Here is a 21,913-nt window from a genome sequence, read left to right on the forward strand (position 1 = left end):
AATGACAAAAAAAAGAGCTATTAGAGTTGGAGAACTATTAAAAGAAGAAATCAGTCAGATAATACTAAGAGAGATGAAAGATCCCAGAATTGCCTTTGTTTCAGTAACTGATGTAAAGGTAAGTGGAGATTTAAGACATGCCAAAGTATTTATCAGTGTCTTCGGCAGTGATAAAGAAAAAGAAGAAACCATGGAAGGTCTTGAAAGAGCGACCGGTTATATTAGAAAGCTGGTTGGGGAAAGAATAAAGATCCATCATACACCTGAGATTATCTTTAGATATGATGATTCTATTGAACAGGGTGTTCATATTTCTGAAATAATCAATGACCTCAAAGAATCAGGAGAGCTAAAGGAGTCTGACTCTGATGCAGAAGGAAATTAAGCAAATAATAGAAATCTTAAATAAAGAAGATAATTTCTTGATTGCAGGCCATGTAGGTGCTGATGGAGATTGTATTGGATCAGTAACTGCTTTAACAAGGCTGTTAAGAAAGAAAAATAAAAGTGCCAGAGCTTATTTTAATCGAGATACTCTGGCTCCTTTTTCTTTTTTAGATTTAGAGAGTGAAGAATATTATGATGATTTTGAGCAATTGAAAAAAGAAATTGACTCAAATTATATATTAATCGCACTTGATTCAGGTAATCTAGAAAGAGTAGATCTGGCAGAAGAAATTATTGATTCTGCTAAATACATTATAAATATTGATCATCATCAAGATAACAGCCATTTTGCTAAAATCAACCTTGTTGATTCAACTAAGGCTGCGGTTGGAGAAATGATCTATGCTATTGTTAAAGAACTTCTTGAGGAAGATATACCATTAGAGATTGGTACTCCTCTTGCAACAGCTATCATTACAGATACTGGAGCTTTAAGGTATGAAAATACCAGCGCTGATGTTTTAAGGGTTTTAGCCGATTTAGTTGAAAGTGGAGTAGATATTTATAGGATTAATAAAGAAATCTTTGGCACTGTAAGCTATAAGGCGATAGTGTTAAGAGGTCTTGTCCTTTCTACTCTGAAATTAAGTGAAGACGGCAAAATAGCCTGGCTCTATGTAAGCAGAGATATGATGCATGAAGCTGGAACAGATTATACAGAAGGATTGGTAAATCAGGCTAGAGATATTGAAGATGTAGAAATTGGTATCTTATTTACCGAGGAAGAAAAGGAAAAAATCAAAGTAAGTCTGCGTTCTAATTTTTATGCAAAAGTAAATGAAATAGCCTCTCAATTCAATGGTGGTGGTCATCCAAGGGCTGCCGGAGCAACAGTAGAAAAAGATCTAGAGACAGCTATCAAAGAAGTTGTAGAGGTGGCTAAAAAGCATGTTTAATGGTACTGCGAATATCATAAAACCACCTGGTATTTCATCAGGCTATTTTATCAAAACATTACGTAGAATATTGGATGAAAAAAAAGCAGGTCATACCGGCACTCTTGATCCAGCAGCAGCCGGTGTTTTAGCTGTATGTTTTGGTAAAGCAACCAAAACTATTCCTTTTCTAGATGACAGTAAAAAAAGCTACATCTGTGAAATGAAATTAGGCAAAACTACTGACAGCCTTGATCTTGATGGAAAAGTAATTCGTGAAGATTTAAAGTGGAATAAATTAAGTCAAGCTGATGTTCTAAGAGAGATCAGCAAATTCGAAGGTAAAAGTCAGCAAGTTCCACCTATGTATTCTGCTCTTCATCATCAGGGTAAGCGCTTATATAGATTGGCCAGAAAGGGAATTGAAGTTGAGAGAGAAGCCAGAGAGATAGAAGTTTTTTCACTTTCTATCTTGGAAATCTCTCTACCGATAATTCGCTTTGAAGTTGAGGTTTCCAGAGGCTGCTATATTCGAGCTCTGGTTAGAGATATTGCTGAATCACTTAATAGCTGTGGAGTTATGACTTTTCTTTTAAGGACTCAAAGTGGACCATTTAAAATCGAAACTGCTGTTACTATTGAAGACTTAGAAGAAAAGGGCAGTGAAATATTATTAACTCCGGAAGAGCCACTTGATTTGGCTGAATATACTGTCAAAGATTCTTCATTTTTTAGAATCGAAAACGGTAATTATTTATTAGCAAAAGATTTTGTAGAATCTGAGTTAAATCTAGAATTAGAAGAAGATTTTCTCTGCTTTTCTGAAGCAGGGAGATTTTTAGCAATTGCAAAATTTACAACTAAAGATGATTATCAAATCTATCAACCAGTTAAGGTTTTTATATAATATTTTTTTTAAATATAAATTTGCTAATGGATTAGACTGGAGGACTTTTGAATGCAGATAATAACTAGTGAAAATTATGATAAATTTAGAGAAAATAAGCCTGTGATTGCTATTGGTGCTTTTGATGGTTTACACAAAGGACATCAATTAATAATTGAAAAATGTATAGAAAGTGCAAAAATGCAGCAAAAACCCTCTGCAGTTCTTTCCTTTAATCCTCATCCTTTAGAAATCATTCCAAATCAAAGCCCACCTCCAGCCTTAGTTTCAAGAAAACAAAAAATTTCTATCTTAGATGATATGGGCTTAGACTATTATTTTGAACAAAAATTTGATGAGGATTTTGCCAATCTAAATGCGGTTGAATTTGTTGAAAATATTTTAACTAAAGAACTGAAAGTGGATACCGTAGTTGTCGGAAGTGATTTTCGCTTTGCAAAAAATAATGAGGCTAATGTAGAGATATTAAATAAACTGGCTGAAATTTATAATTTTAAAACTAATATCATTTCTCAGCTTAATGCCAATGAAGATAGGATTTCCAGTACCAGAATAAGAAATCTGCTGCAAAAAGGTAAGTTAGATAAAGCTGAAGAACTTTTAGGAAGACCATTTCAGATCTGTGGAAGGGTAGTCCATGGAAAAAAAATTGGGAGAAAACTCGGTTTTCCTACTGCAAATTTAAAGCTGGAAAGTAATTATGTTCAGCCCCCTTTTGGAGTCTATGCAGTTGAAGTACACTATAAAGGGAAACGATATTGTGGGGCTGCCAATATTGGTGATAATCCAACTTTTAAGGATAGAGATACCAGCTTTGAAATCTTTATCTTAGATTTTAAGGATAAGCTCTACCAAAAAAGACTCTGTGTTGATTTAATCGAATATATTCGTCCCGAAAAAGAATTTGCTGATGTAGAAGATTTAAAAGAACAAATGCGTAAGGATGTTCTTTACACCAGAAATATTTTATGTTAAAATTAAAAGGAAAGTTTTAAATTAGCATTTGCTAGGATTGCGATTCTCCGCCGTATTCTTGGCTTATGCCGAATTAATAATTCAGGAGGTGAATTTTCAATGTTAAGTAAAGCTAAAAAAGAAGAAATCATTCAAGAATATCAATTAGAAGAAGGAGATACAGGATCTCCAGAAGTACAAGTTGCTCTTTTAACTGCTAGAATTTCTCAATTGACTGATCATTTAAAGGAACATAAAAATGATCATCATTCTAGAAGAGGTTTATTAAAAATGGTTGGACAGAGAAGAAAATTATTAAGATACTTAAAAAATAATGATGTTCTGCGTTATCGTGATTTAATCTCTAGATTAGAACTTCGCGGTTAATAATGCACTTTAAAGAGCGGGGCTTACCCGCTCTTTATTTAAATATAATGTTAAAAAATAAAAAAGGAGGCAAAATATGAAAGAATGGACACTAGAATATGCCGGTTCTGATTTTCACATAGAAACAGGAAAATTAGCTAAACAGGCCAATGGTTCTGTAATGGTACGCAGTGGAGATTCACAAGTTCTTGTTACTGCAACTATGGATGAGCCAAGACCTGGAATGAATTATTTTCCCTTAATGGTTAATTATGAAGAGAGAGTATATGCTATCGGTAAAATACCAGGTGGTGTTTTAAGAAGAGAGGGAAGACCACGTGATGAGGCTACTCTTGCAGCAAGAGTTATTGATCGTTCAATTAGACCTCTTTTCCCAGATGGTTATAGAAAAGATGTACAGGTAGTTGCAACAATTTTATCTGTTGATGATGATCATGATCCAGAAATGCTGGCTCTTAATGGGGCATCAATTGCTTTAACTATATCTGATATTCCTTTTGATGGACCAATTGGGGGAGTAAAAGTAGGTTTGGTTGATGGAGAGATAATTATCAATCCCAATGAAGAAGAAAGAGAAAATAGTGATCTCGATTTAGTTGTAGCTGGTTCTAAAGATGCAATTATGATGGTTGAAGCCAGTGCAAATGAAGTAGAAGAAGCTGTTATTTTGGAAGCTATGGACTTAGCTCATCAAGAAATTCAAAAGATGATTGAAGTTCAGCAAAAAATCAGAGAAGAAGCTGGCAAAGAAAAAGAAGTATTTGTTGAGCCTACAGTTGAGGCTGAGCTGGCCGATGAGGTTGAAGATATTTTGGCTGGTAGATTAAAAGAAGCTGTTCAAATTCAGAAAAAACAGGCTAGAGGTGAAAAAATAAACAGCTTAAAAACTGAAGTTAAAGAAAAGCTAAACCCTGAAGAAGATGAAGAACTTGATTCTCAGCTCAATTTAGCTTTTGAAAATATGATCAAAAAATCGGTTAAAAGTTTAATAATTGATGATGGTATTCGTCCTGATGGTCGAAAATATGATGAAATAAGACCAATTTGGGCAGAAGTTGGTACTGTCCCTCGTTCTCACGGTTCAGGTGTATTTACAAGAGGAGAAACTCAGGCCTTAAGTGTTTTAACTCTTGGTGCATCAAGTGATGAACAGATATTATTTGGCTTAGGAGAAAAAGAAACAAAAAGATATATGCACCATTATAATTTCCCATCTTTTTGTGTAGGTGAAACAAGTCCAATGCGTTCTCCAGGCAGAAGAGAAATTGGTCATGGAACCCTGGGTGAAAAAGCTCTACTTCCTGTTATTCCTGAAAAAGATGACTTCCCATATACGATCAGAATCGTATCAGAAGTTCTTGAATCAAATGGTTCATCTTCTCAGGCTAGTATTTGTGGAAGCACACTTGCTTTGATGGATGCTGGAGTACCAATTAAGGCACCTGTTTCTGGTATAGCAATGGGACTTATGAAAAAAGATGATGAGATTGTTGTTTTATCTGATATTCAGGGCTTTGAGGATTTCCACGGTGATATGGACTTTAAAGTAGCAGGAACAGAAAAAGGAGTTACTGCTTTACAGATGGATATGAAGCTTAAAGGACTTTCTCAGGATATTTTAGAAGAGGCATTAAATAAGGCTAAAAAAGGTAGAATGCATATCCTTGATAAAATGTTAGAGGTTATTGCTGAGCCTAGACCAGAGCTTTCTGAAAATGCACCTGCAATGATCAGTATGAAGATCAATCCAGAAAAGATCCGTTTTGTCATTGGTCCTGGTGGAAAGACCATTAATGAGATAATCGATAAAACTGGAGCCCAAATAGATATTGATGATGATGGTACAGTTATGATTTTAACTGATGATCAGGAAAGTGGACAGGAAGCCCAAAAGATGATAGAAAATCTAACCAAAGAAGTAGAAGTTGGAGAAATCTATCAAGGTACTGTTAAAAGAATCATGAACTTTGGTGCTTTTGTTGAAATTCTACCAAATAAAGAAGGTTTAGTTCACATTTCTAAAATTGCTGACAGACATATCAAAGAAGTTAGTGATGTTTTATCTGTTGGAGATGAAATTCCTGTTAAAGTTATAGAAATTGATAATCAGGATAGAATTAACTTATCTCTAAAAGCAGCTAAAAAAGAATTAGAAGCAAAGGAGTAATTAATTTGATTTTAGGCAAACATGTATCTATAGCCGGGGGTCTAGATAAATCTCTTAAAAGAGCAGCTGAAATCGGCTGTAATTCCCTGCAGATTTTCGTCAAAAATCCACGGGGCTGGAAAGCTAGAGATTTATCTGAGGCTGAAGTTGAGCGTTTTAAAGCAAATAGAGAAAAATATAATATTAACCCTGTTGTAGTACATGCTGCTTATTTAATCAACCTGGCTTCTCCAAAAGAAGAACTGTGGGAAAAATCAATTTCAGCTCTCAAAATGGAATTAATGCGAAGTGCCAGATTAGGAGCTGAATATCTAATTTTTCATCCCGGCAGTCATACTGGTTCTGGGCTTGAAAGTGGAATAAAAAGAATTGCTGAAGCTTTAAATATTATTTTAGCAGAAACTGATGCTCAATTATTAGATAGCACTCAGATCTTACTGGAAAACACTGCTGGTGCAGGAAGCAGTATTGGCCAGGATTTTTCTGAAATAAAGGCTATTCTTGATCAAGTTGAAGCTCCGGAAAAGTTTGGGGTTTGTCTAGATAGCTGCCATGCTTTTGCAGCTAAATATGAGCTTAAAGATAAATCTGCTCTTGAAAAACTACTTTTAGATATAGAAAATCAGCTTGGACTTTCTAAGTTAAAAGTTATTCACTTAAATGATTCTAAATATATTAGTGGAAGCAAGAAAGATGAGCATGCTCATATTGGAGAAGGCGAGATTGGTAAAAAAGCTTTTGCAGAAATGATTAATCATCCTAAATTAAAGGACCTGCCTTTTATTTTAGAAACTCCCTGCTTTGATGATCAAGTTGACCGGGATGTGATTTTATTAAAACATTTAAGAAATTAAGGGGGCTTTATTTTGTCTGTCAGAGATCAACTGCTGAAAAAAGCAGCTAAAAGTTTAAAAAAAGAAATTGAATCAGCCTCTGGCAATGAAATTTTTGTTCGAGCTCAACTTAATGATAAAAATATTATTGAATCATTTGAAGTGCTGGCCAGAGGAAATAGTTATTCTGCTCCAGCTGTAATCAATAATATTATGGCAGGAGAAATGATTATCCATAATCATCCTTCAGGTGATTTAACACCTTCTGCTGCTGATATTCGTCTTGCTTCAAAAATGGCGGCCAGAGAAGTTGGCTTTGCAATTATTGATAATCAGGCAGAAGATATATATGTAGTAGTTGAGCCAGGTAAAAAAGAAAAAAGCAAAGTCCTGCCTAAAGAAAAGATTCTAAATTTATTTAAAGCTGAGGGAAAACTTTCTAAGGAATTAGAACGTTTTTCAGAAAGAAAAGAACAGCTTTGTGCAGCAGAAAAAATAATAGATTCTTTTAACAATCATCAGTTTGACTTTATTGAAGCAGGTACTGGAACAGGCAAATCTTTTGCCTATCTAATCCCTGCTCTTTTTTATAACAATCTAAATGACAGCAGAATTGTAGTGTCTACAAATACTATCAATCTCCAGGAACAGCTGATCAATAAAGATCTGCTTAGTTTAGCCAGGATTTTAGATTTTGATTTTAAAGCTGTTTTAGTTAAAGGGAGAAATAATTATCTTTGTTTAAGAAAATATAAAAATTTTAAAAATAATTTTGAAAAAGGGGAAATAGAGGTCGACAAAGAACTATTTTCCAATCTGCAGGAATGGAAAGAAGAAACAAAAAGCGGTGAAAAATCTGAAATAAGTTTTCAGATTAAATCTTCAATCTGGAATAAAGTAGCTGCAGAAAGTGATTTGTGCCTTAATACTGTCTGTCCATTTTTTAAAAGTTGTTATTTTATGCAGGCTAGAAAAGAAGTCTATAAGGCAGATATTTTGATAGTTAATCATCATTTATTGCTCTCAGATGCAAGATTAAAAGAAGACACAGGTTCTGTGGACAGGGGCATCTTACCTAATTTTAACCATTTAATTGTTGATGAGGCCCATAATATAGGTGATATAACAACAGAACATCTCGGTCATCATTTATATAGACCACTCTTAGATAAATGGCTTAATTCTTTGAGTGGAGAAAAGAAATCTCTGCTGGCTGAAATAAGAGAAGATATAGCTTTTTACCTAAGTAATGATCAAGATAGGTTGCGCAATATTTTAGATGCTAAGCTTATTCCCACAGCTCAAAAGATAAATGATTTGATTCCTCAATATTTTAATGAGCTAAAAGCTATAGTTAATAACTATCAAAAAAGAAAAATAACTGTGGATGAGAAATTAAAAAATACTGCAAAATGGCAGGAATTTAAAACAACTGCTGAAAATCTGGCTGCTTATTTAAAAAACATTGCTGGTTTTCTGCAAATTATTTATGATAATTTATATTTAGATATTGATGATAATACTGATGAAAATGAAATGAAAATAACTTCCAGTATTAATCGCTGTCATACCATTATTGAAAGAATCGAGTTTAATTTAAAGGCAGAGGATGAGGATTATGTTTACTGGTTGGAATCTAGTTTTTATAGGGGAAGTGAACAGCTTATTCAAAAATCTGTTCCTATCGATTCTGGCAAATTTTTACCTGATTTATTGTGGTCTAAGTTAACTAATATTATCTTTACTTCAGCAACTATAACAGCTGCTGGTTCTTTCGAATATTTTTATCGCGCCACAGGTATTAAAAAGGCTGAAGAATTAAAATTAGAATCACCCTTTGATTATTCCAAACAGGCAGAGCTTTTGCTTCCTTTGAATTTTCCCGAACCTGGAGCTGATAACTTCTTAAAAGAACTTGTGAAAAATCTCTATGAAATTATTATAAATTCTGGGGGCTCAACCTTGGTGCTTTTCACATCTTATCGGATGCTGAATTACAGTTATAATAACTTAAAAGATAAAGTAGAAAAAAAGGGAATCAGGATTTTATCCCAATCAGAACTAACAAGAAATTATATTATGAAAGAGTTTCATGCTTCCTATAATACAGTTATTTTTGGCACCTCTAGTTTTTGGGAGGGAGTAGATCTACCAGGAGATTTATTAAAATATTTAGTGATGGTTAAACTACCTTTTCCTGTTCCTGGACAGCCTCTATATAAGGCTAAAGAAGAGCTTTTAAAAAAAGAGGGCTTAAATCCTTTTTACAACCTTGCTCTTCCAGAAGCAGTTATAAGATTTAGACAGGGTTTTGGTAGGTTGATTCGCTCTAAAAAAGATCATGGTTTGATAATTCTCTTTGACCGTAGGGTTATCAGCAGATCATATGGGAAGAGTTTTTTAGAGTCATTACCAGCAGGGTGTCCGGTAAACGAAGTTAATTTAGAAACTATTAAAGAGAAAATTATAGATAATGGAGCTGGGTTCAATGAAAAATAGAGATAAAATTATGATCGTATTTATTATCACTTTAGTTTTTTTAACAGGTTTTAAAGTTTCTGCAGCACCCAATTTAACTCTTGTTTATGTAATACAGCAAGGGGATACACTATCAGAAATAGCTTCTGATTTTGGGATCTCAACAAATGAGTTAAGAAATTTTAATGAGATTAATAGCAATTTCTCTATTAAAATGGGGGAAGAGCTTTTAATACCCCTTCCAGAAGCAGAGAAAAAAGAAAATAAAAATGAGTTGTTCTCTAATCTGCAGTCTAAAAAGTCCGAGCTATCTTTTTCTATCAATACAAGTTATGCTGTTAGAATAAACCCATCTCAGCAAAGACCAGATATTAGTGATATACCCGAGGATAAAATTATTGATTATTATGTTGGACCTGGAGACACCTTATATGATTTAGCTCGTGATTTCAGCACTACTATAGGGACTATTCTAGCTTTAAATGATAAAGAAGATAATTCTTTAAGAAGTGGAGAGAAGTTAAGACTACCAGTACATAATTTAACCTCACATCAAATTTTAAATCAAAGGGTCAGCAGACAGGAGCTAAATCTTTTAGCAAGGGCTGTTTATGGTGAAGCAAGAGGAGAACCATATTTAGGTCAGGTTGCAGTTGCTGCAGTTATTATTAACCGTGTATTAAGTAATCAGTTTCCCAATACTTTTGCAGAAGTGATTTACCAACAGGGGCAATTTTGTGTTGTTTCTGATGGACAGATTAATTTAACTCCTAATCAGCAGGCTTATAATGCTGCTAGAGATGCTTTAGAGGGGAGTGACCCTACCAACGGAGCCCTTTACTTCTATAATCCTAGAACAGCTACAAACACCTCTTTTTTCAGAGGAAGAAGGGTGATCACCCAAATTGGTGAACATCTTTTTATAGAATAAATATTATTCGAAGAACGCTGTAAAACTCTTAGAGAGGATGATAAAATGAATATAAAAGTAGAAAAACTTAATGATAAAGTTAAACTACCCGAATATCAGCACTTTGGGGAAGATGCAGGTCTTGATCTTCATGCAGCTGAGGAAGTTCTGATAAAAAGTGGTGAATATGAATTAATTAAAACTGCTTTAAAAATAGCTGTTCCTAAGGGATATGCTGCTTTTGTCTATCCAAGAAGTGGTCTTGCTTTAAAACACGGGATTACTGTTTTAAATGCAGATGGAGTTATTGACTCAGGCTATAGAGGAGAGGTTGCAGTGATATTAATCAACCATGGTCCTGATGATTTTAAAATAAATTTTAATGATAGAATTGCCCAATTAATAATTCAAAAGGTCAATTTAATAGAGTGGGAAGTTGTTGATGATCTCGAAGCAAGTGAAAGAGGTTCAGGTGGCTTTGGTCATACAGGAGTAAAAGGCAAATAATCTAAATGGAGGGCAAGAGCATGAAAAATGAAACTATGTATTTTGAAAATAATAAATTAAAACTAATTGATCAGCGTAAACTTCCGCTTCAAATTGAATATTTTAGCTGTAAAAATTATCATGATGCAGAGTTTGCAATTTCTGAGATGGTTGTTAGAGGTGCTCCAGCAATCGGGGCAGCAGCAGCTTATGGATTTTATCTTGCTGCGTTAGAATTTGCCGGCCTGCCCGAAGAAGAATTAGAAAAAGAATTAAAAAAAGCAGCTGACAAATTAATTGCTGCTCGACCTACAGCTGTTAATTTGAGCTGGGCTGTTGAACAGCTTTTAGATTTAGCTTTAGCTAATTTAAATAAATCTGAAGAGGAATTGTTAGCAATTTTAAAAGATAAGGCTGATCAAATTGCCGATTCTGATCGAAAAATAAATAAGAAGATGGCTGAAAACGGAAATAAACTTATTAAAGAAAATGCAGTTATCTTAACTCATTGTAATGCAGGTTCACTGGCAACTGTAGATTATGGTACTGCATTAGGAGTGATCAGAGAAGCACATTTCACTAAGAAAAATATTAAAGTTTTTGCAGATGAAACAAGGCCAAGACTACAGGGGGCAAGATTAACCGCTTTTGAACTGATGGAAGAAGGTATAGATGTTACTTTAATTGCTGATAGTACTGCAGCTACTCTAATTAGAGATGGCAAAATTGACTATATTATTACTGGAGCAGATAGAATTGCAGCAAATGGTGATACAGCAAATAAAATAGGTACATTTATGCTTTCAGAGTTAGCAAAGAATTTTGCTGTACCTTTTTATGTTGCTGCTCCACTTTCTACTATTGATAGAAAGCTTGCAAGCGGCAGTTTAATTGAAATCGAGGAAAGAGATAGCGAAGAAATAACCCAGATTGAAGGAGTACAGATTGCACCAGAAAATGTCAAAGTCTATAATCCTGCTTTTGATATTACTCCTGCAGAAAATATAGATGCTATTATAACTGAAAAGGGTATTGTAAAAAATCCTGATAAAAAATCTATTGCAGAATTGTTTCAAGTTTAATTAATTTCTGAGAGAGGAATAAAAAAATGGATGAATTTAAAGTACCAGCTACATCAGCTAATTTAGGTCCGGGTTATGATACAATCGGGATGGCTCTAAATCTTTTTAATAAATTTCAAGTAAAAAAAAGAAAAGATAATTTAATTAAGATCAAGGTTATTGATAAAAGCAATAATAATCAAATTTTAGAGCTGAATCCTAAAAATGACCTAATATCAATTGCTTATCAAAGCTATTTTAAATTTATAAAGCAAAAAGCTGCAGGAGTTGAAATAATTGAGACCATGGAGACACCTTTAGCTAGAGGCTTAGGCAGTAGTGCATCTGCTATTATCGGTGGTCTTACAGCAGCAGCAATTGTTTCGGGGAAGTTAATTGCAGAAAAAGATTTTATTAAACTTGCAGTTGCTCTTGAAAAACATCCTGATAATGTGGTTCCCGCTTTAGTTGGTGGTTTAACAATAAATTATAATTGCAATGAGGACTATAGTTATTATAAAATAAATTTAAGTCAAAATTTATCTTTTGTTTTAGTAGTACCTGATTTTGAATTAAAAACAAAAGAACTGCGGGCGGTTTTACCGAAAAAAATTAATTATCCTGATGCAATTTTCAATTTAAGTCGAACCGCTTTATTTACTGCAGCATTCATTAATAATGAATTTCATTTATTAAAAAAAGCAATGGAAGATAAAATACATCAACCTTATAGAAAAAGATTAATTGAAGAATTTGATCAAGTCATAGATAAAGCTTATGCTTGGGGAGCATATGGGGCCGCTTTAAGTGGAGCTGGTCCGACAATAATCGCTGTGGCTGATAAAAATAATGAAAAAATTGCTGAAGAAATGCAAAAACCCTTTAAAGCAAAAAATATAAAAAGCAGCAGTTTTATTTTAAAAGGCTGTAATTATAACTTATATGAGTATTTAAAAGGGAGGCAGTAATCTATGATTAACATTGCCCTACTGGGTTATGGAACCGTGGGCAGCGGATTTTATGAAATATTAAAAAACAATAAAAATAAGCTTGAAAATATAGTTAAAGAAAAAATTAATCTCAAACATATTTTAATTCAAGATTTGACTAAAAAAAGAGAAAATCTTGCAGATAAATCTATTTTAACTGATGATTTTAATAAAATTTTAATGGACCCCGAAGTAGATATTGTTGTAGAATTAATTGGGGGAGAACAGGCTGCCTATCAATATATAAAAGAATCTTTAGTTAAAAATAAAATCGTTATTACAGCTAACAAACTGCTGATAGCTAAGCATTATAATCAATTGATGACTTTAGCTGAGCATAATGATACTCATATTTATTTTGAAGCAAGTGTTGCTGGTGGAATTCCTATTATTAAGGCGATTAGAGATCACTTAGCTGGAGATAATATCCAGGAAATAGATGCAATTTTAAATGGAACTACAAATTATATTCTTTCTATCATGGAAGAAAAAACTATTAGTATGAAAGAAACCATTCAAGAGGCTCAAGAACTTGGTTATGCAGAACAGGATCCTGAAGAAGATCTAGGTGGTTATGATGTCTTATATAAGATCTGTATCTTGGCTAATTTAGCCTTTGATATTTCTGTAAATCCTGAAGATATTCCCTGTAAGGGGATTAAAGGTATAACCAGTTATGATTTGATCTATGCTTCAGAATTAGGTTATAAAATTAAACTGATAGCAAGCATCAAAAATATAAATAATAAAATTAATATTGGGGTCAGACCAAATTTAGTTGAAAAAGGCGAATATTTAGCCTCAATTGATGGAGTTTTTAATGGAATAGAAGTTTTTTCCCAGTATTCACAAAAACTTAGTTTTGATGGTATGGGAGCTGGTAAATATCCCAGTGCAAATGCGGTAATTTCTGATCTGATTGAAGCTGCTAAAACTATCAAAGAAAATAAAACCAAGCTGGAGCTCAATCCATTAGAAAAAACACCAACATTTGATCTCCATGCCTATCTTGAGCAATCATTTTATATTAGAATTCAAATTGAAAAAGATGATCAAACAATAAATCAAATCAAAGAAATTTTTGCAGAAAAAGATCTGGCAGAATTGTTTTTTAAAGATAACAAAACAGAAACACCCCTACTGCCGGTTATTATAATAACTAAGAAAATAAAAGAAGATAAACTAGAAAAAATTATAGAGAAAATAGAATCTTTAAAAGGTGTATTAACAATAAATAATATTATTCCTATTAAAGATACAGTTAGTTAGATCTATAAGTATAATAGGGAAGGTGAAAGATGTGTCGTTAATTGTACAAAAATATGGAGGTAGCTCTGTAGCTAATCCAGAATTAATTGATAATGTAGCAAAAAGAGTTATCGAGGGCTATAAAAAAGGTAATCAAATGATAGTTGTTGTCTCAGCAATGGGAGATACAACAGATAAACTAATAGAGCTGATGGGGCAGATAACTGATGATCCAGATCCACGTGAAGTTGATATGCTTTTAACAACAGGAGAACAGGTCTCTATAGCTTTGCTGACAATGGCTATTCATTCTTATGGTTATCCTGCTATTTCACTTACTGGAAGCCAAATGAAAATAAAAACAAATAAGAAACACAATCAGGCTGTAATAACAGATATTGATACCAGTCGACTACTCAAAGAACTGGCTCAAAATAAAATTGTTATAGTTGCCGGTTTTCAGGGTGTAAATGACAATCATGATTTTACAACCTTAGGTAGAGGCGGTTCAGACACCACTACAGTTGCGGTAGCAGCAGCAGTAGAAGCTGATAGATGTGAGATTTATTCTGATGTTGATGGTGTTTATACTGCAGACCCTAGAATTGTTAACAATGCCAGCAAATTAGATTATATATCTTATGAAGAGATGCTTGAACTTGCTAATTTAGGAGCAAATGTTCTTCATCCTAGAGCAGTAGAACTAGCAAATCATTATAATCTAAAATTATATATTGCATCAAGTTTTAATAATAAAGTAGGTACAATAGTTAGAGGAGTTGAAAAAATGGAAGGTAAACAAAATGTAGTAGGAGTAGCCAGTGATATTAATGAAATTAAAATTACTGTGGAAAGAATACCTGATCAACCAGGTGTTGCTGGTAAGTTATTTGATTCTTTAGCTGAAGCAGGGGTTAATGTTGATATGATTATTCAGAACCTGCAGCGCGATAATTTAAATGATATTACTTTTACCATAAATAATGACCATGAAAAAAGAGCAGTCAATGTTTTGGAAAAAATAAAGCCAGAATTAAATTTAAATAATTATAGTATTGATAGAGATGTTGCCAAAATATCTATTGTTGGAGCTGGTATGCAGTCAACTCCAGGTATTGCGGCAAGAATGTTTACGGCCTTAGGTCGTGATCAAATTAATATTCAAATGATTACAACTTCAGAAATTAAAATTTCCTGTCTGATTAAAAAAGAATTAGCAGATAAAGCGGTAAATGTTTTACATGATGAATTTTCTCTAGATAAAGTAAATAACTAAAATTATTGAAAAAAATTTACATTTGTTTTATAATATTAATAGTTAATATTAACTAAATCCAATAAATCCTAACAAAAGAGGAGGTTTTAATATGGCTGTAAAGAAAAAAGGTGAAGTTTACCACTGTGAAGTTTGTGGTAATGTTGTCGAAGTAAAAGACGTAGGCGGTGGAACTCTTGTTTGTTGTGGACAAGAAATGACATTAGAAGAAGAATAATAACTAAGAATTATATTTACCAGCCCGGTATTAAACCGGGCTCTTTAAAACTTTCAATATTTAAATTAAAATAAAATTAAATTCATTTGATTTTTTTAAAGGATTTAATCAAGATTGCAAGAAATAATATAATAGTCAAAAATTATATAAATTATTTGATTAGGGAAAGGAAGTTTTGGATGAATTATTTTGAGCGCCACAAAATAAAAGCTATTCTAGCAGATACTATTGATAGCTATAAAGACGTTATTGTTATGGGCTGGGTAAGAACCAAAAGAGTCTCTAAAAATATTGCCTTTATAGAAATTAATGACGGAAGTTGTTTGAATAATCTGCAAATTGTTATTTTGAACCCTTCGGAGTTTCCCCTAGAGGATATAAACAGGGGAGCAAGTATAAAAGTTCAAGGCTACATAGATAAGGTTGAAGGTAGAGAACAGGACGTAGAGATGAAAGCAGAAAAAATAGATATTATTGGTGAGGCCCCGGAAGATTTTATTCTGCAGAAAAAAAGACATAGTTTTGAATTTCTCAGAGAAATAGCCCATCTAAGAGCAAGAACAAATACCTTTGGAGTTGTTAATCGCTTCCGCAGCAAAATGTCTTATGCAGTTCACGATTATTTTTATAATAAAGATTTTAAATATATCCATACTCCAATCATTACCTCTGGAGATGCAGAGGGAGCGGGAGAAGTCTTCAAAGTAACAACTCTTGATTTAAAAGAATTGGCCACAGATGAAAAAGGAGAAATTGATTACAGCCAGGACTTTTTTGGCAAAGAAACTGGTTTAACGGTTAGTGGTCAGCTGGAAGCAGAATTAATGGCTTCTGCTTTAGGAGATGTATATACTTTTGGCCCTACATTTAGAGCAGAAAAGTCTAATACTTCCCGTCATGCATCCGAATTTTGGATGATTGAACCAGAAATGGCCTTTTGTGATCTAGAAGAAATGATGGTTTTGATTGAAGATTTTATTAAAAAACTTTTTACTTTTGCACTTAATGAAGCAGCTGAAGAAATAGAATTTTTTAATAAGTGGATTGATAATGGGAGAAGAGAAATAATTTCTAATATTATTGAAGCTGATTTCGCGAAAATTAGCTATACAGAAGCAATAGACATTTTAGAAAAAAGTGGGATTGATTTTGAATATCCAGTCAGCTGGGGGATTGATCTCCAGTCTGAACATGAGAGATTTTTAACAGAAAAATTCTTTAAAAAACCAATTATGGTTAAAGATTACCCTAAAGATATTAAGGCTTTTTACATGAGACAGAATGATGATAACAAAACAGTTGCTGCTGTAGATTGCCTTGTTCCTGGAGTAGGTGAAATAATTGGGGGGAGTCAGCGGGAAGAGAGATATGAAAAATTAAAATCGAGAATGCAGGAACTTGAGATGGATTTAGAAGAATACCAGTGGTTTTTAGAGATCAGAAAATATGGTACAGTACCCCATTCAGGTTTTGGCCTTGGATTTGAAAGACTTTTAATGTATTTATCAGGTATGCAAAATATTAGAGATGTAATTCCCTTTCCAAGAACACCTGGTAATGCAAAATTCTAAAAGTTCAGCTAATGTACGCGGTATAAAGAATAGGGGTGAATAGCTTGGAAAAAAAGAGTTATCTTACATATTATCCTTCACCAATCGGAATTTTAAAAATAAAATTTAATAATTCTGCATTATTAAGAATCGATTTTGAGGATAAGGTTCGGGAAATCAAAAATAATTGTAGAGAGAATTTTTATCAGGACAAAAAAGTCCTTAAAATATATAATATGATTTTTGATCAACTTAATCAGTACTTTATGGGAGAAAGAAAAAAATTTGATCTACCTTTATGCTTAAATGGCAGTCAGTTCCAACTAAAGGTCTGGAATTATTTGAAAAAAATCCCTTATGCTAAAACTATCTCATATCTAGAACTTGCCAAAGCTATTGATAAGCCTGCTGCAGCAAGAGCAGTTGGCCAAGCTAATAATAATAATCCTATTTCAATTATTATCCCCTGTCATAGAGTTATTGCCAGTGATGGCAGTTTAAAAGGTTATGCAGATGGTCTTTGGCGTAAAAAGTGGCTTTTAGAACACGAGAAAAGGAAAACTCAAAAGATTAGAAAGGAAGATTTCTTTTGTCTAAGGAATTAAAAGATAGAAAATCTATTTCAGATAAATATAAATGGAATTTAGACCATATTTACAAAAATGACAGTGAGTTTGAAAAAGACTTAAAAAAGGTTTTGCAAAAAATTGCAGAAATCGATAAATACAAAGCTGATTTTTGTGCAGATGGAGAAAATCTTTATAATGCTTTAAATGAGATTATAAAGATCGAAGAAAAAACTTCTCGTTTATATTCTTATGCTCATATGAAATATGATCAAAATACTCAAAATGAAAAATATCAAAATTATAAAAATAAGGCTATGACTGCCTATAATAAGCTGAATAATTCTACTTCTTTTATGGTACCTGCCATTATTGAATTGGGGGAAGAAAAATTAGCCGAGTATATTAATCAAACAGAGGAATTATCATTTTATGATCATTTTTTTGATGATATAATGAGGCAGAAAGAACACTATTTGTCTGCTGAAGAAGAAAAGATCTTGGCACTGGCTGGAGAAGTAACTCAGAGTTCTGAAAATATTTTTAGTATGTTAAACAATGCTGATTTAGAATTTCCCATAATTGAGGAAGAAGATGGAGAGGAAATCAGGTTAACTCACGGCAGGTATATTGATCTTTTAAAAAATGAAAAGCGTAGAGTGAGAAAAGCTGCTTTCAATGGTATGCATGGGGAATATGAAAAACTTGATAATACCTTTGCAGCTGTATTAGACAGTACTGTCAAAGGTGATATTTTTTATGCAAGGGCCAGAAAGTATAATAATTCTTTAGAGGCCTCACTTGATGATGACAATATAAGTGTTGAGGTTTATGATAATTTGATTAATAGTATTTCTGATAATTTAGCTCCCCTCCATGAATATATGGAGCTAAAAAAAGAAATGCTGGACTTAGATGAGCTTCATATTTATGACACCTATACCCCTTTAATAAAAGAGATAGACCTTAAATTTGAATATGAAGAGTGTAAAGAGATTATCAAAAATGCTCTAGCACCACTAGGAGAAGATTATGTTTCTGTAGTAGAACAAGCATTTAATTCAGGTTGGATAGATGTTTATGAAAATAAAGGCAAAAGATCGGGTGCTTATTCCAGCGGCTGTTATGGTGTTCACCCCTTTATTTTAATGAATTATACTCAAGATATAAGCAACTTATTTACCTTAATTCATGAAATGGGTCATGCTCTGCATAGTTATTATACAAATAAAAATCAACCCTATATTTATTCTAAATACAAGATTTTTGTGGCAGAAGTTGCTTCAACCTTAAATGAAAATTTACTGGTTGATTATATGTTAAATAATGCTGAAAGCAAAGAAGAAAAACTCTATTTATTAAATTATTTTTTAGAAGGGTTTAGAGGAACTGTTTATAGGCAGACGATGTTTGCTGAATTTGAAAAGATGATCCATCAGCAGGTAGAAAAAGGAGAAGGCCTAACCTCTCAAAGCATGCAGAAAAAATATAATAAGCTAAATAGAAAATATTTTGGTAAGCAGCTTGTAATGGACAAAAAACTCGATTATGAATGGGCTAGAATTCCTCATTTCTATTATAATTTTTATGTTTATAAATATGCAACAGGTTATTCTGCAGCTACTGCTTTGGCTGAAAATATTAAAAATGAAGGCAGAAAAGCTGCAGATAGATATTTAGATTTCCTAAAGGCTGGTGGCAGTGATTATCCCTTAAATATTTTAAAAAATGCTGGAGTAAATATGGAAAAGCCACTGGTAATCGAAAATGCTGTTGATAAATTTAGCCGTTACCTGGCCAAATTAAGGGATTTAATTTAAAATAAAATAAAAAAATTAATTTTGAGCATTGAAAAAGAAGCTTATAATATCATTAGCACACCTATCTTTTTCAAGGTCATTAGTAATTACATGGGATGATTTTTGATATATTTTTATATCTTTTAAAGATTGTCCCATTTTTTTGTTTAAAAAGTTTAAGCTTTTAGAATTGGCAATTGTCTGGTCATTTTCGCTGATTATTAATTGGGTTGGTGTTTTAAGTTTAAAAATTTCTCTTCTGGCTTTTTTCATTAAAGAATATAACTCTGCCAGCTGTTCAAGATAATAATATTTGCTGTAATTATTTTTAAAAGCAAGTTCTGCCTGAGAAAGTTCTTCTATATTTTCTCTATAATCTGCTGCCGGGTGGTCTATTTTTTTGATAAAATATTTACCGATTGGAGTTAAGGCTAGCTTTTTATCACTTGTATAAAATGCCGGGGCAACTAAAGAAAGCTTTTTAATTTTAAAATTTACTGCTAAAAGTGATGCTAAAAGGCCACCCATAGAAAGACCAGCAAGATAGATCTGCTCAAAATTACTTTTTAAATACAAATAACTATCAATACTTTTCCGGAGCCATTGTTCTGAACTACTGGCTCTAAAATCACTACTATTTGTTCCATGGCCTGGCAGCCTTGGTATATAGACAGCAGCATTTTTCTCTTGAAATATTTTTTCTCCTATATAGCTCCAATTAGTGCTTTTGCCGGCAAAACCATGGAGCAGTAAAACAGCTTTATTTATAGATTTATCATTAAAGCCGATTTTAATTTCCTCAGCTAAGGGGTTAATTGTACTTTCTTTTTTTATTTTTTTAATATGCAATTTGCTCACCTCAAAATAAATATAACATTTTTTGTTTTTTTTTACAATAGTAAATCTATAAATTACAATATATTAAAAATATCTGATTTATTTTTAAGATTTAATTTAAAAAATCTGATTTAAGTGATAAAATATATGTTGAATGGTAAAATATAACTAGAAAAATTTGCAGACTAATTACTTTTTAAGGAGGTGGAGTTTAATAGTAGCTACTATTAAACTAGATTATGAAAGATAAAATATTAAATCTGGCTGCAACTATGAAAGATGATATTATAAAAAGTACTCAAGAATTAATAAAAATAGCAAGTGTTAAAAGTAAAAAAGAGGGGAATTATCCCTATGGAAAAAATGTCTATTTAGCTTTGGAGAAAGCTTTAGAAATTGCTGCTGAGCTTGGCTTTAAAACTAAAAATGTCGATAATTATGCTGGACATGTAGAAATAGGGCAGGGCGAAGAAGTCCTAGGCATTTTATGTCATTTAGATGTGGTTCCAGAAGGAAGCAGCTGGACTTATCCTCCTTATGCTGCTGAAATTAACTCTGGAAGGATTTATGGCCGAGGAGCAATAGATGACAAAGGACCAGCAGTTGCAGCACTTTATGCTATGAAAATTGTTGATCTACTTGATCTAGAATTAAAGCAAAAAGTGCGTTTAATTTTAGGCACTGATGAAGAAAGTGGAATGGAATCTATAGATTATTATTTTCAAAAAGAAAAAATGCCAGAACTAGCCTTTAGTCCAGATGCAGTATTCCCGGCTATTCATGCAGAAAAAGGAATTTTAGACCTTAAATTTTCTCAAAAAATTGAAAAGAGAGATGATTCAGAGCTGCAATTAATTGCTTTAAAAGGTGGTAATGCTGCTAATATGGTTGCAGATTATGCGGAAGCAATTATTAAAGGTATAAATATTAAAAAACTACAGAGTATTTTAAAAGAGATCGATTATGATAAAAATAAGCTTGAGATAAGTGAAGCTAAAAATGGGCTAAAACTTGCCTACAATGGTATTTCTGCTCATGCAAGTTTACCTGAAGATGGGGAAAATGCTATCTCTCATTTAATTAATATTCTGGCTCAATTGCCTTTTGGAGAATCTGATATAGCTGACTTTCTCAAATTTTATCAAGCTAAAATAGGCTTAGAATATGATGGCAGCTCAATTGGCTGTGCAGATCAAGATGATATAGCAAGTAAATTAACTTTTAATTCAGGTATAATCACTATAAATCAAAGGGAAATCAAGCTAATAGTTAATATTCGCTATCCTGTTAAATCAAGTAGTTATAAGGTTATTAATGATATAGAAAAATCGATTGAAGATTATAAGATTAAAGTAGAACTACAAAGGGATGCTGAGCCTCTTTATATTGAAAAAAATGATCCCTTTATTAAAAAGTTAATGGCTGCCTATCAGGAAATTACTGGTGATCAAAGTCAGCCAATTGCTATTGGAGGCGGCACATATGCCCGCAAAGTAAAAAAAGGAGTTGCCTTTGGCCCTCTTTTTCCAGAGCAGGAAGAACTAGCCCATCAAAAAGATGAATATATAGTTATAGATAAACTGCTTAAAAGTGCTGCTATTTATGCAAAAGCAATAATTGATATTGCAGGTTAAATTCTAGGTTGAAGAAAATAAAATATTATTAAAATGGAGGGTTTTTATGGAACTTTTAGCCAATCTTGGAGCTTTAATGGTTGCAGTAGGTTTAGTTGCTTTACTAAAAGGTGATTTGGTCTCACTCAGAATCAGAAATAGAAAAGTTGCCTTAATTGTTTTAATTATTGGTTTGCTTTTAGCTTTTTTTGCAGTAAATAATATGAATCAAGACAATGAGATTTTAAACTCAAACTACAGCTATAATTATTATTTAGATATCGATTTATTGCAAAATAAAGTAATTTAGATT

Annotated in this window: 21 protein-coding genes; 20 read left to right on the forward strand and 1 reads right to left on the reverse strand. The window is 32.6% G+C overall.

Annotated elements, in window-relative coordinates; all coding sequences use genetic code 11:
- The first annotated feature begins 1 nt into the window (after window position 1).
- The 18 genes from rbfA (at window position 2) to pepF (ending at window position 19,171) form a co-directional block, all read left to right on the forward strand.
- On the forward strand, window positions 2–385 hold the full coding sequence (rbfA, locus tag LJ207_RS00660) for a 30S ribosome-binding factor RbfA (protein ID WP_229343099.1): 384 nt from the start codon (window positions 2–4) through the stop codon (window positions 383–385).
- Window positions 369–1,343, forward strand: a complete 975-nt coding sequence (locus LJ207_RS00665; RefSeq protein ID WP_229343101.1) for a DHH family phosphoesterase — start codon at window positions 369–371, stop codon at window positions 1,341–1,343. The genes rbfA and LJ207_RS00665 overlap by 17 nt, the downstream gene beginning before the upstream one ends.
- A complete protein-coding gene (gene truB / locus LJ207_RS00670) occupies window positions 1,336–2,229 on the forward strand; it encodes a tRNA pseudouridine(55) synthase TruB (protein ID WP_229343103.1) in 894 nt (297 codons plus the stop codon). Before LJ207_RS00665 ends, truB begins: the two co-directional genes overlap by 8 nt.
- A 51-nt stretch (window positions 2,230–2,280) precedes the next feature.
- Window positions 2,281–3,204: a bifunctional riboflavin kinase/FAD synthetase gene (locus LJ207_RS00675; RefSeq protein WP_229343105.1), complete on the forward strand. Its 924-nt coding sequence runs from the start codon at window positions 2,281–2,283 to the stop codon at window positions 3,202–3,204.
- A 99-nt stretch (window positions 3,205–3,303) separates the two neighbouring features.
- On the forward strand, window positions 3,304–3,570 hold the full coding sequence (rpsO, locus tag LJ207_RS00680) for a 30S ribosomal protein S15 (protein ID WP_229343108.1): 267 nt from the start codon (window positions 3,304–3,306) through the stop codon (window positions 3,568–3,570).
- 76 nt (window positions 3,571–3,646) lie between these two features.
- Window positions 3,647–5,737, forward strand: coding sequence for a polyribonucleotide nucleotidyltransferase (gene pnp, locus LJ207_RS00685; protein ID WP_229343110.1), 2,091 nt, complete (start codon window positions 3,647–3,649; stop codon window positions 5,735–5,737).
- Between the two features lie 5 nt (window positions 5,738–5,742).
- Window positions 5,743–6,591: a deoxyribonuclease IV gene (locus tag LJ207_RS00690; RefSeq protein ID WP_229343111.1), complete on the forward strand. Its 849-nt coding sequence runs from the start codon at window positions 5,743–5,745 to the stop codon at window positions 6,589–6,591.
- Window positions 6,592–6,603: 12 nt separating this feature from the next.
- Entirely contained in the window at window positions 6,604–9,069 is a 2,466-nt protein-coding gene (locus LJ207_RS00695) for a helicase C-terminal domain-containing protein (RefSeq protein WP_229343113.1), read from the forward strand.
- Window positions 9,059–9,979 carry a cell wall hydrolase gene (locus LJ207_RS00700; RefSeq protein ID WP_229343115.1) on the forward strand — a complete coding sequence of 307 codons (921 nt, stop codon included), beginning with the start codon at window positions 9,059–9,061 and terminating at the stop codon, window positions 9,977–9,979. The genes LJ207_RS00695 and LJ207_RS00700 overlap by 11 nt, the downstream gene beginning before the upstream one ends.
- A 45-nt stretch (window positions 9,980–10,024) precedes the next feature.
- Window positions 10,025–10,465 carry a dUTP diphosphatase gene (dut, locus tag LJ207_RS00705; RefSeq protein WP_229343117.1) on the forward strand — a complete coding sequence of 147 codons (441 nt, stop codon included), beginning with the start codon at window positions 10,025–10,027 and terminating at the stop codon, window positions 10,463–10,465.
- Window positions 10,466–10,485: 20 nt separating this feature from the next.
- Window positions 10,486–11,526 carry an S-methyl-5-thioribose-1-phosphate isomerase gene (gene mtnA / locus LJ207_RS00710; RefSeq protein WP_229343119.1) on the forward strand — a complete coding sequence of 347 codons (1,041 nt, stop codon included), beginning with the start codon at window positions 10,486–10,488 and terminating at the stop codon, window positions 11,524–11,526.
- A gap of 26 nt (window positions 11,527–11,552) precedes the next feature.
- Window positions 11,553–12,473, forward strand: coding sequence for a homoserine kinase (thrB, locus tag LJ207_RS00715; RefSeq protein ID WP_229343121.1), 921 nt, complete (start codon window positions 11,553–11,555; stop codon window positions 12,471–12,473).
- A 3-nt stretch (window positions 12,474–12,476) separates the two neighbouring features.
- Complete coding sequence (locus LJ207_RS00720; RefSeq protein WP_229343123.1) at window positions 12,477–13,763, forward strand: homoserine dehydrogenase; 1,287 nt, start codon at window positions 12,477–12,479, stop codon at window positions 13,761–13,763.
- Window positions 13,764–13,794: 31 nt separating this feature from the next.
- Complete coding sequence (locus tag LJ207_RS00725; RefSeq protein WP_229343125.1) at window positions 13,795–15,018, forward strand: aspartate kinase; 1,224 nt, start codon at window positions 13,795–13,797, stop codon at window positions 15,016–15,018.
- A 91-nt stretch (window positions 15,019–15,109) separates the two neighbouring features.
- Window positions 15,110–15,235 carry a desulfoferrodoxin FeS4 iron-binding domain-containing protein gene (locus LJ207_RS00730; protein ID WP_229343127.1) on the forward strand — a complete coding sequence of 42 codons (126 nt, stop codon included), beginning with the start codon at window positions 15,110–15,112 and terminating at the stop codon, window positions 15,233–15,235.
- Window positions 15,236–15,414: 179 nt separating this feature from the next.
- Window positions 15,415–16,806 carry an asparagine--tRNA ligase gene (gene asnS, locus LJ207_RS00735; RefSeq protein ID WP_229343129.1) on the forward strand — a complete coding sequence of 464 codons (1,392 nt, stop codon included), beginning with the start codon at window positions 15,415–15,417 and terminating at the stop codon, window positions 16,804–16,806.
- Window positions 16,807–16,841: 35 nt separating this feature from the next.
- A complete protein-coding gene (locus tag LJ207_RS00740) occupies window positions 16,842–17,390 on the forward strand; it encodes a methylated-DNA--[protein]-cysteine S-methyltransferase (RefSeq protein WP_229343131.1) in 549 nt (182 codons plus the stop codon).
- Window positions 17,375–19,171, forward strand: coding sequence for an oligoendopeptidase F (pepF, locus tag LJ207_RS00745; protein WP_229343133.1), 1,797 nt, complete (start codon window positions 17,375–17,377; stop codon window positions 19,169–19,171). Before LJ207_RS00740 ends, pepF begins: the two co-directional genes overlap by 16 nt.
- 15 nt (window positions 19,172–19,186) lie before the next feature.
- Here pepF and LJ207_RS00750 read toward each other — a convergent pair whose 3' ends face one another.
- Window positions 19,187–19,999, reverse strand: coding sequence for an alpha/beta hydrolase (locus LJ207_RS00750; protein WP_229343135.1), 813 nt, complete (start codon window positions 19,997–19,999; stop codon window positions 19,187–19,189).
- A gap of 227 nt (window positions 20,000–20,226) precedes the next feature.
- Here LJ207_RS00750 and pepV point away from each other — a divergent pair, with 227 nt between their 5' ends.
- Together pepV and LJ207_RS00760 are read left to right on the forward strand one after the other, a co-directional pair.
- A complete protein-coding gene (pepV, locus tag LJ207_RS00755; protein ID WP_229343136.1) occupies window positions 20,227–21,621 on the forward strand; it encodes a dipeptidase PepV in 1,395 nt (464 codons plus the stop codon).
- A 46-nt stretch (window positions 21,622–21,667) separates the two neighbouring features.
- Window positions 21,668–21,910 carry a hypothetical protein gene (locus tag LJ207_RS00760; protein WP_229343138.1) on the forward strand — a complete coding sequence of 81 codons (243 nt, stop codon included), beginning with the start codon at window positions 21,668–21,670 and terminating at the stop codon, window positions 21,908–21,910.
- The last annotated feature ends 3 nt before the right edge of the window (window positions 21,911–21,913 follow it).

Source organism: Halanaerobium polyolivorans (assembly GCF_020711195.1).
Classification (GTDB): Bacteria; Bacillota; Halanaerobiia; order Halanaerobiales; family Halanaerobiaceae; genus Halanaerobium; species Halanaerobium polyolivorans.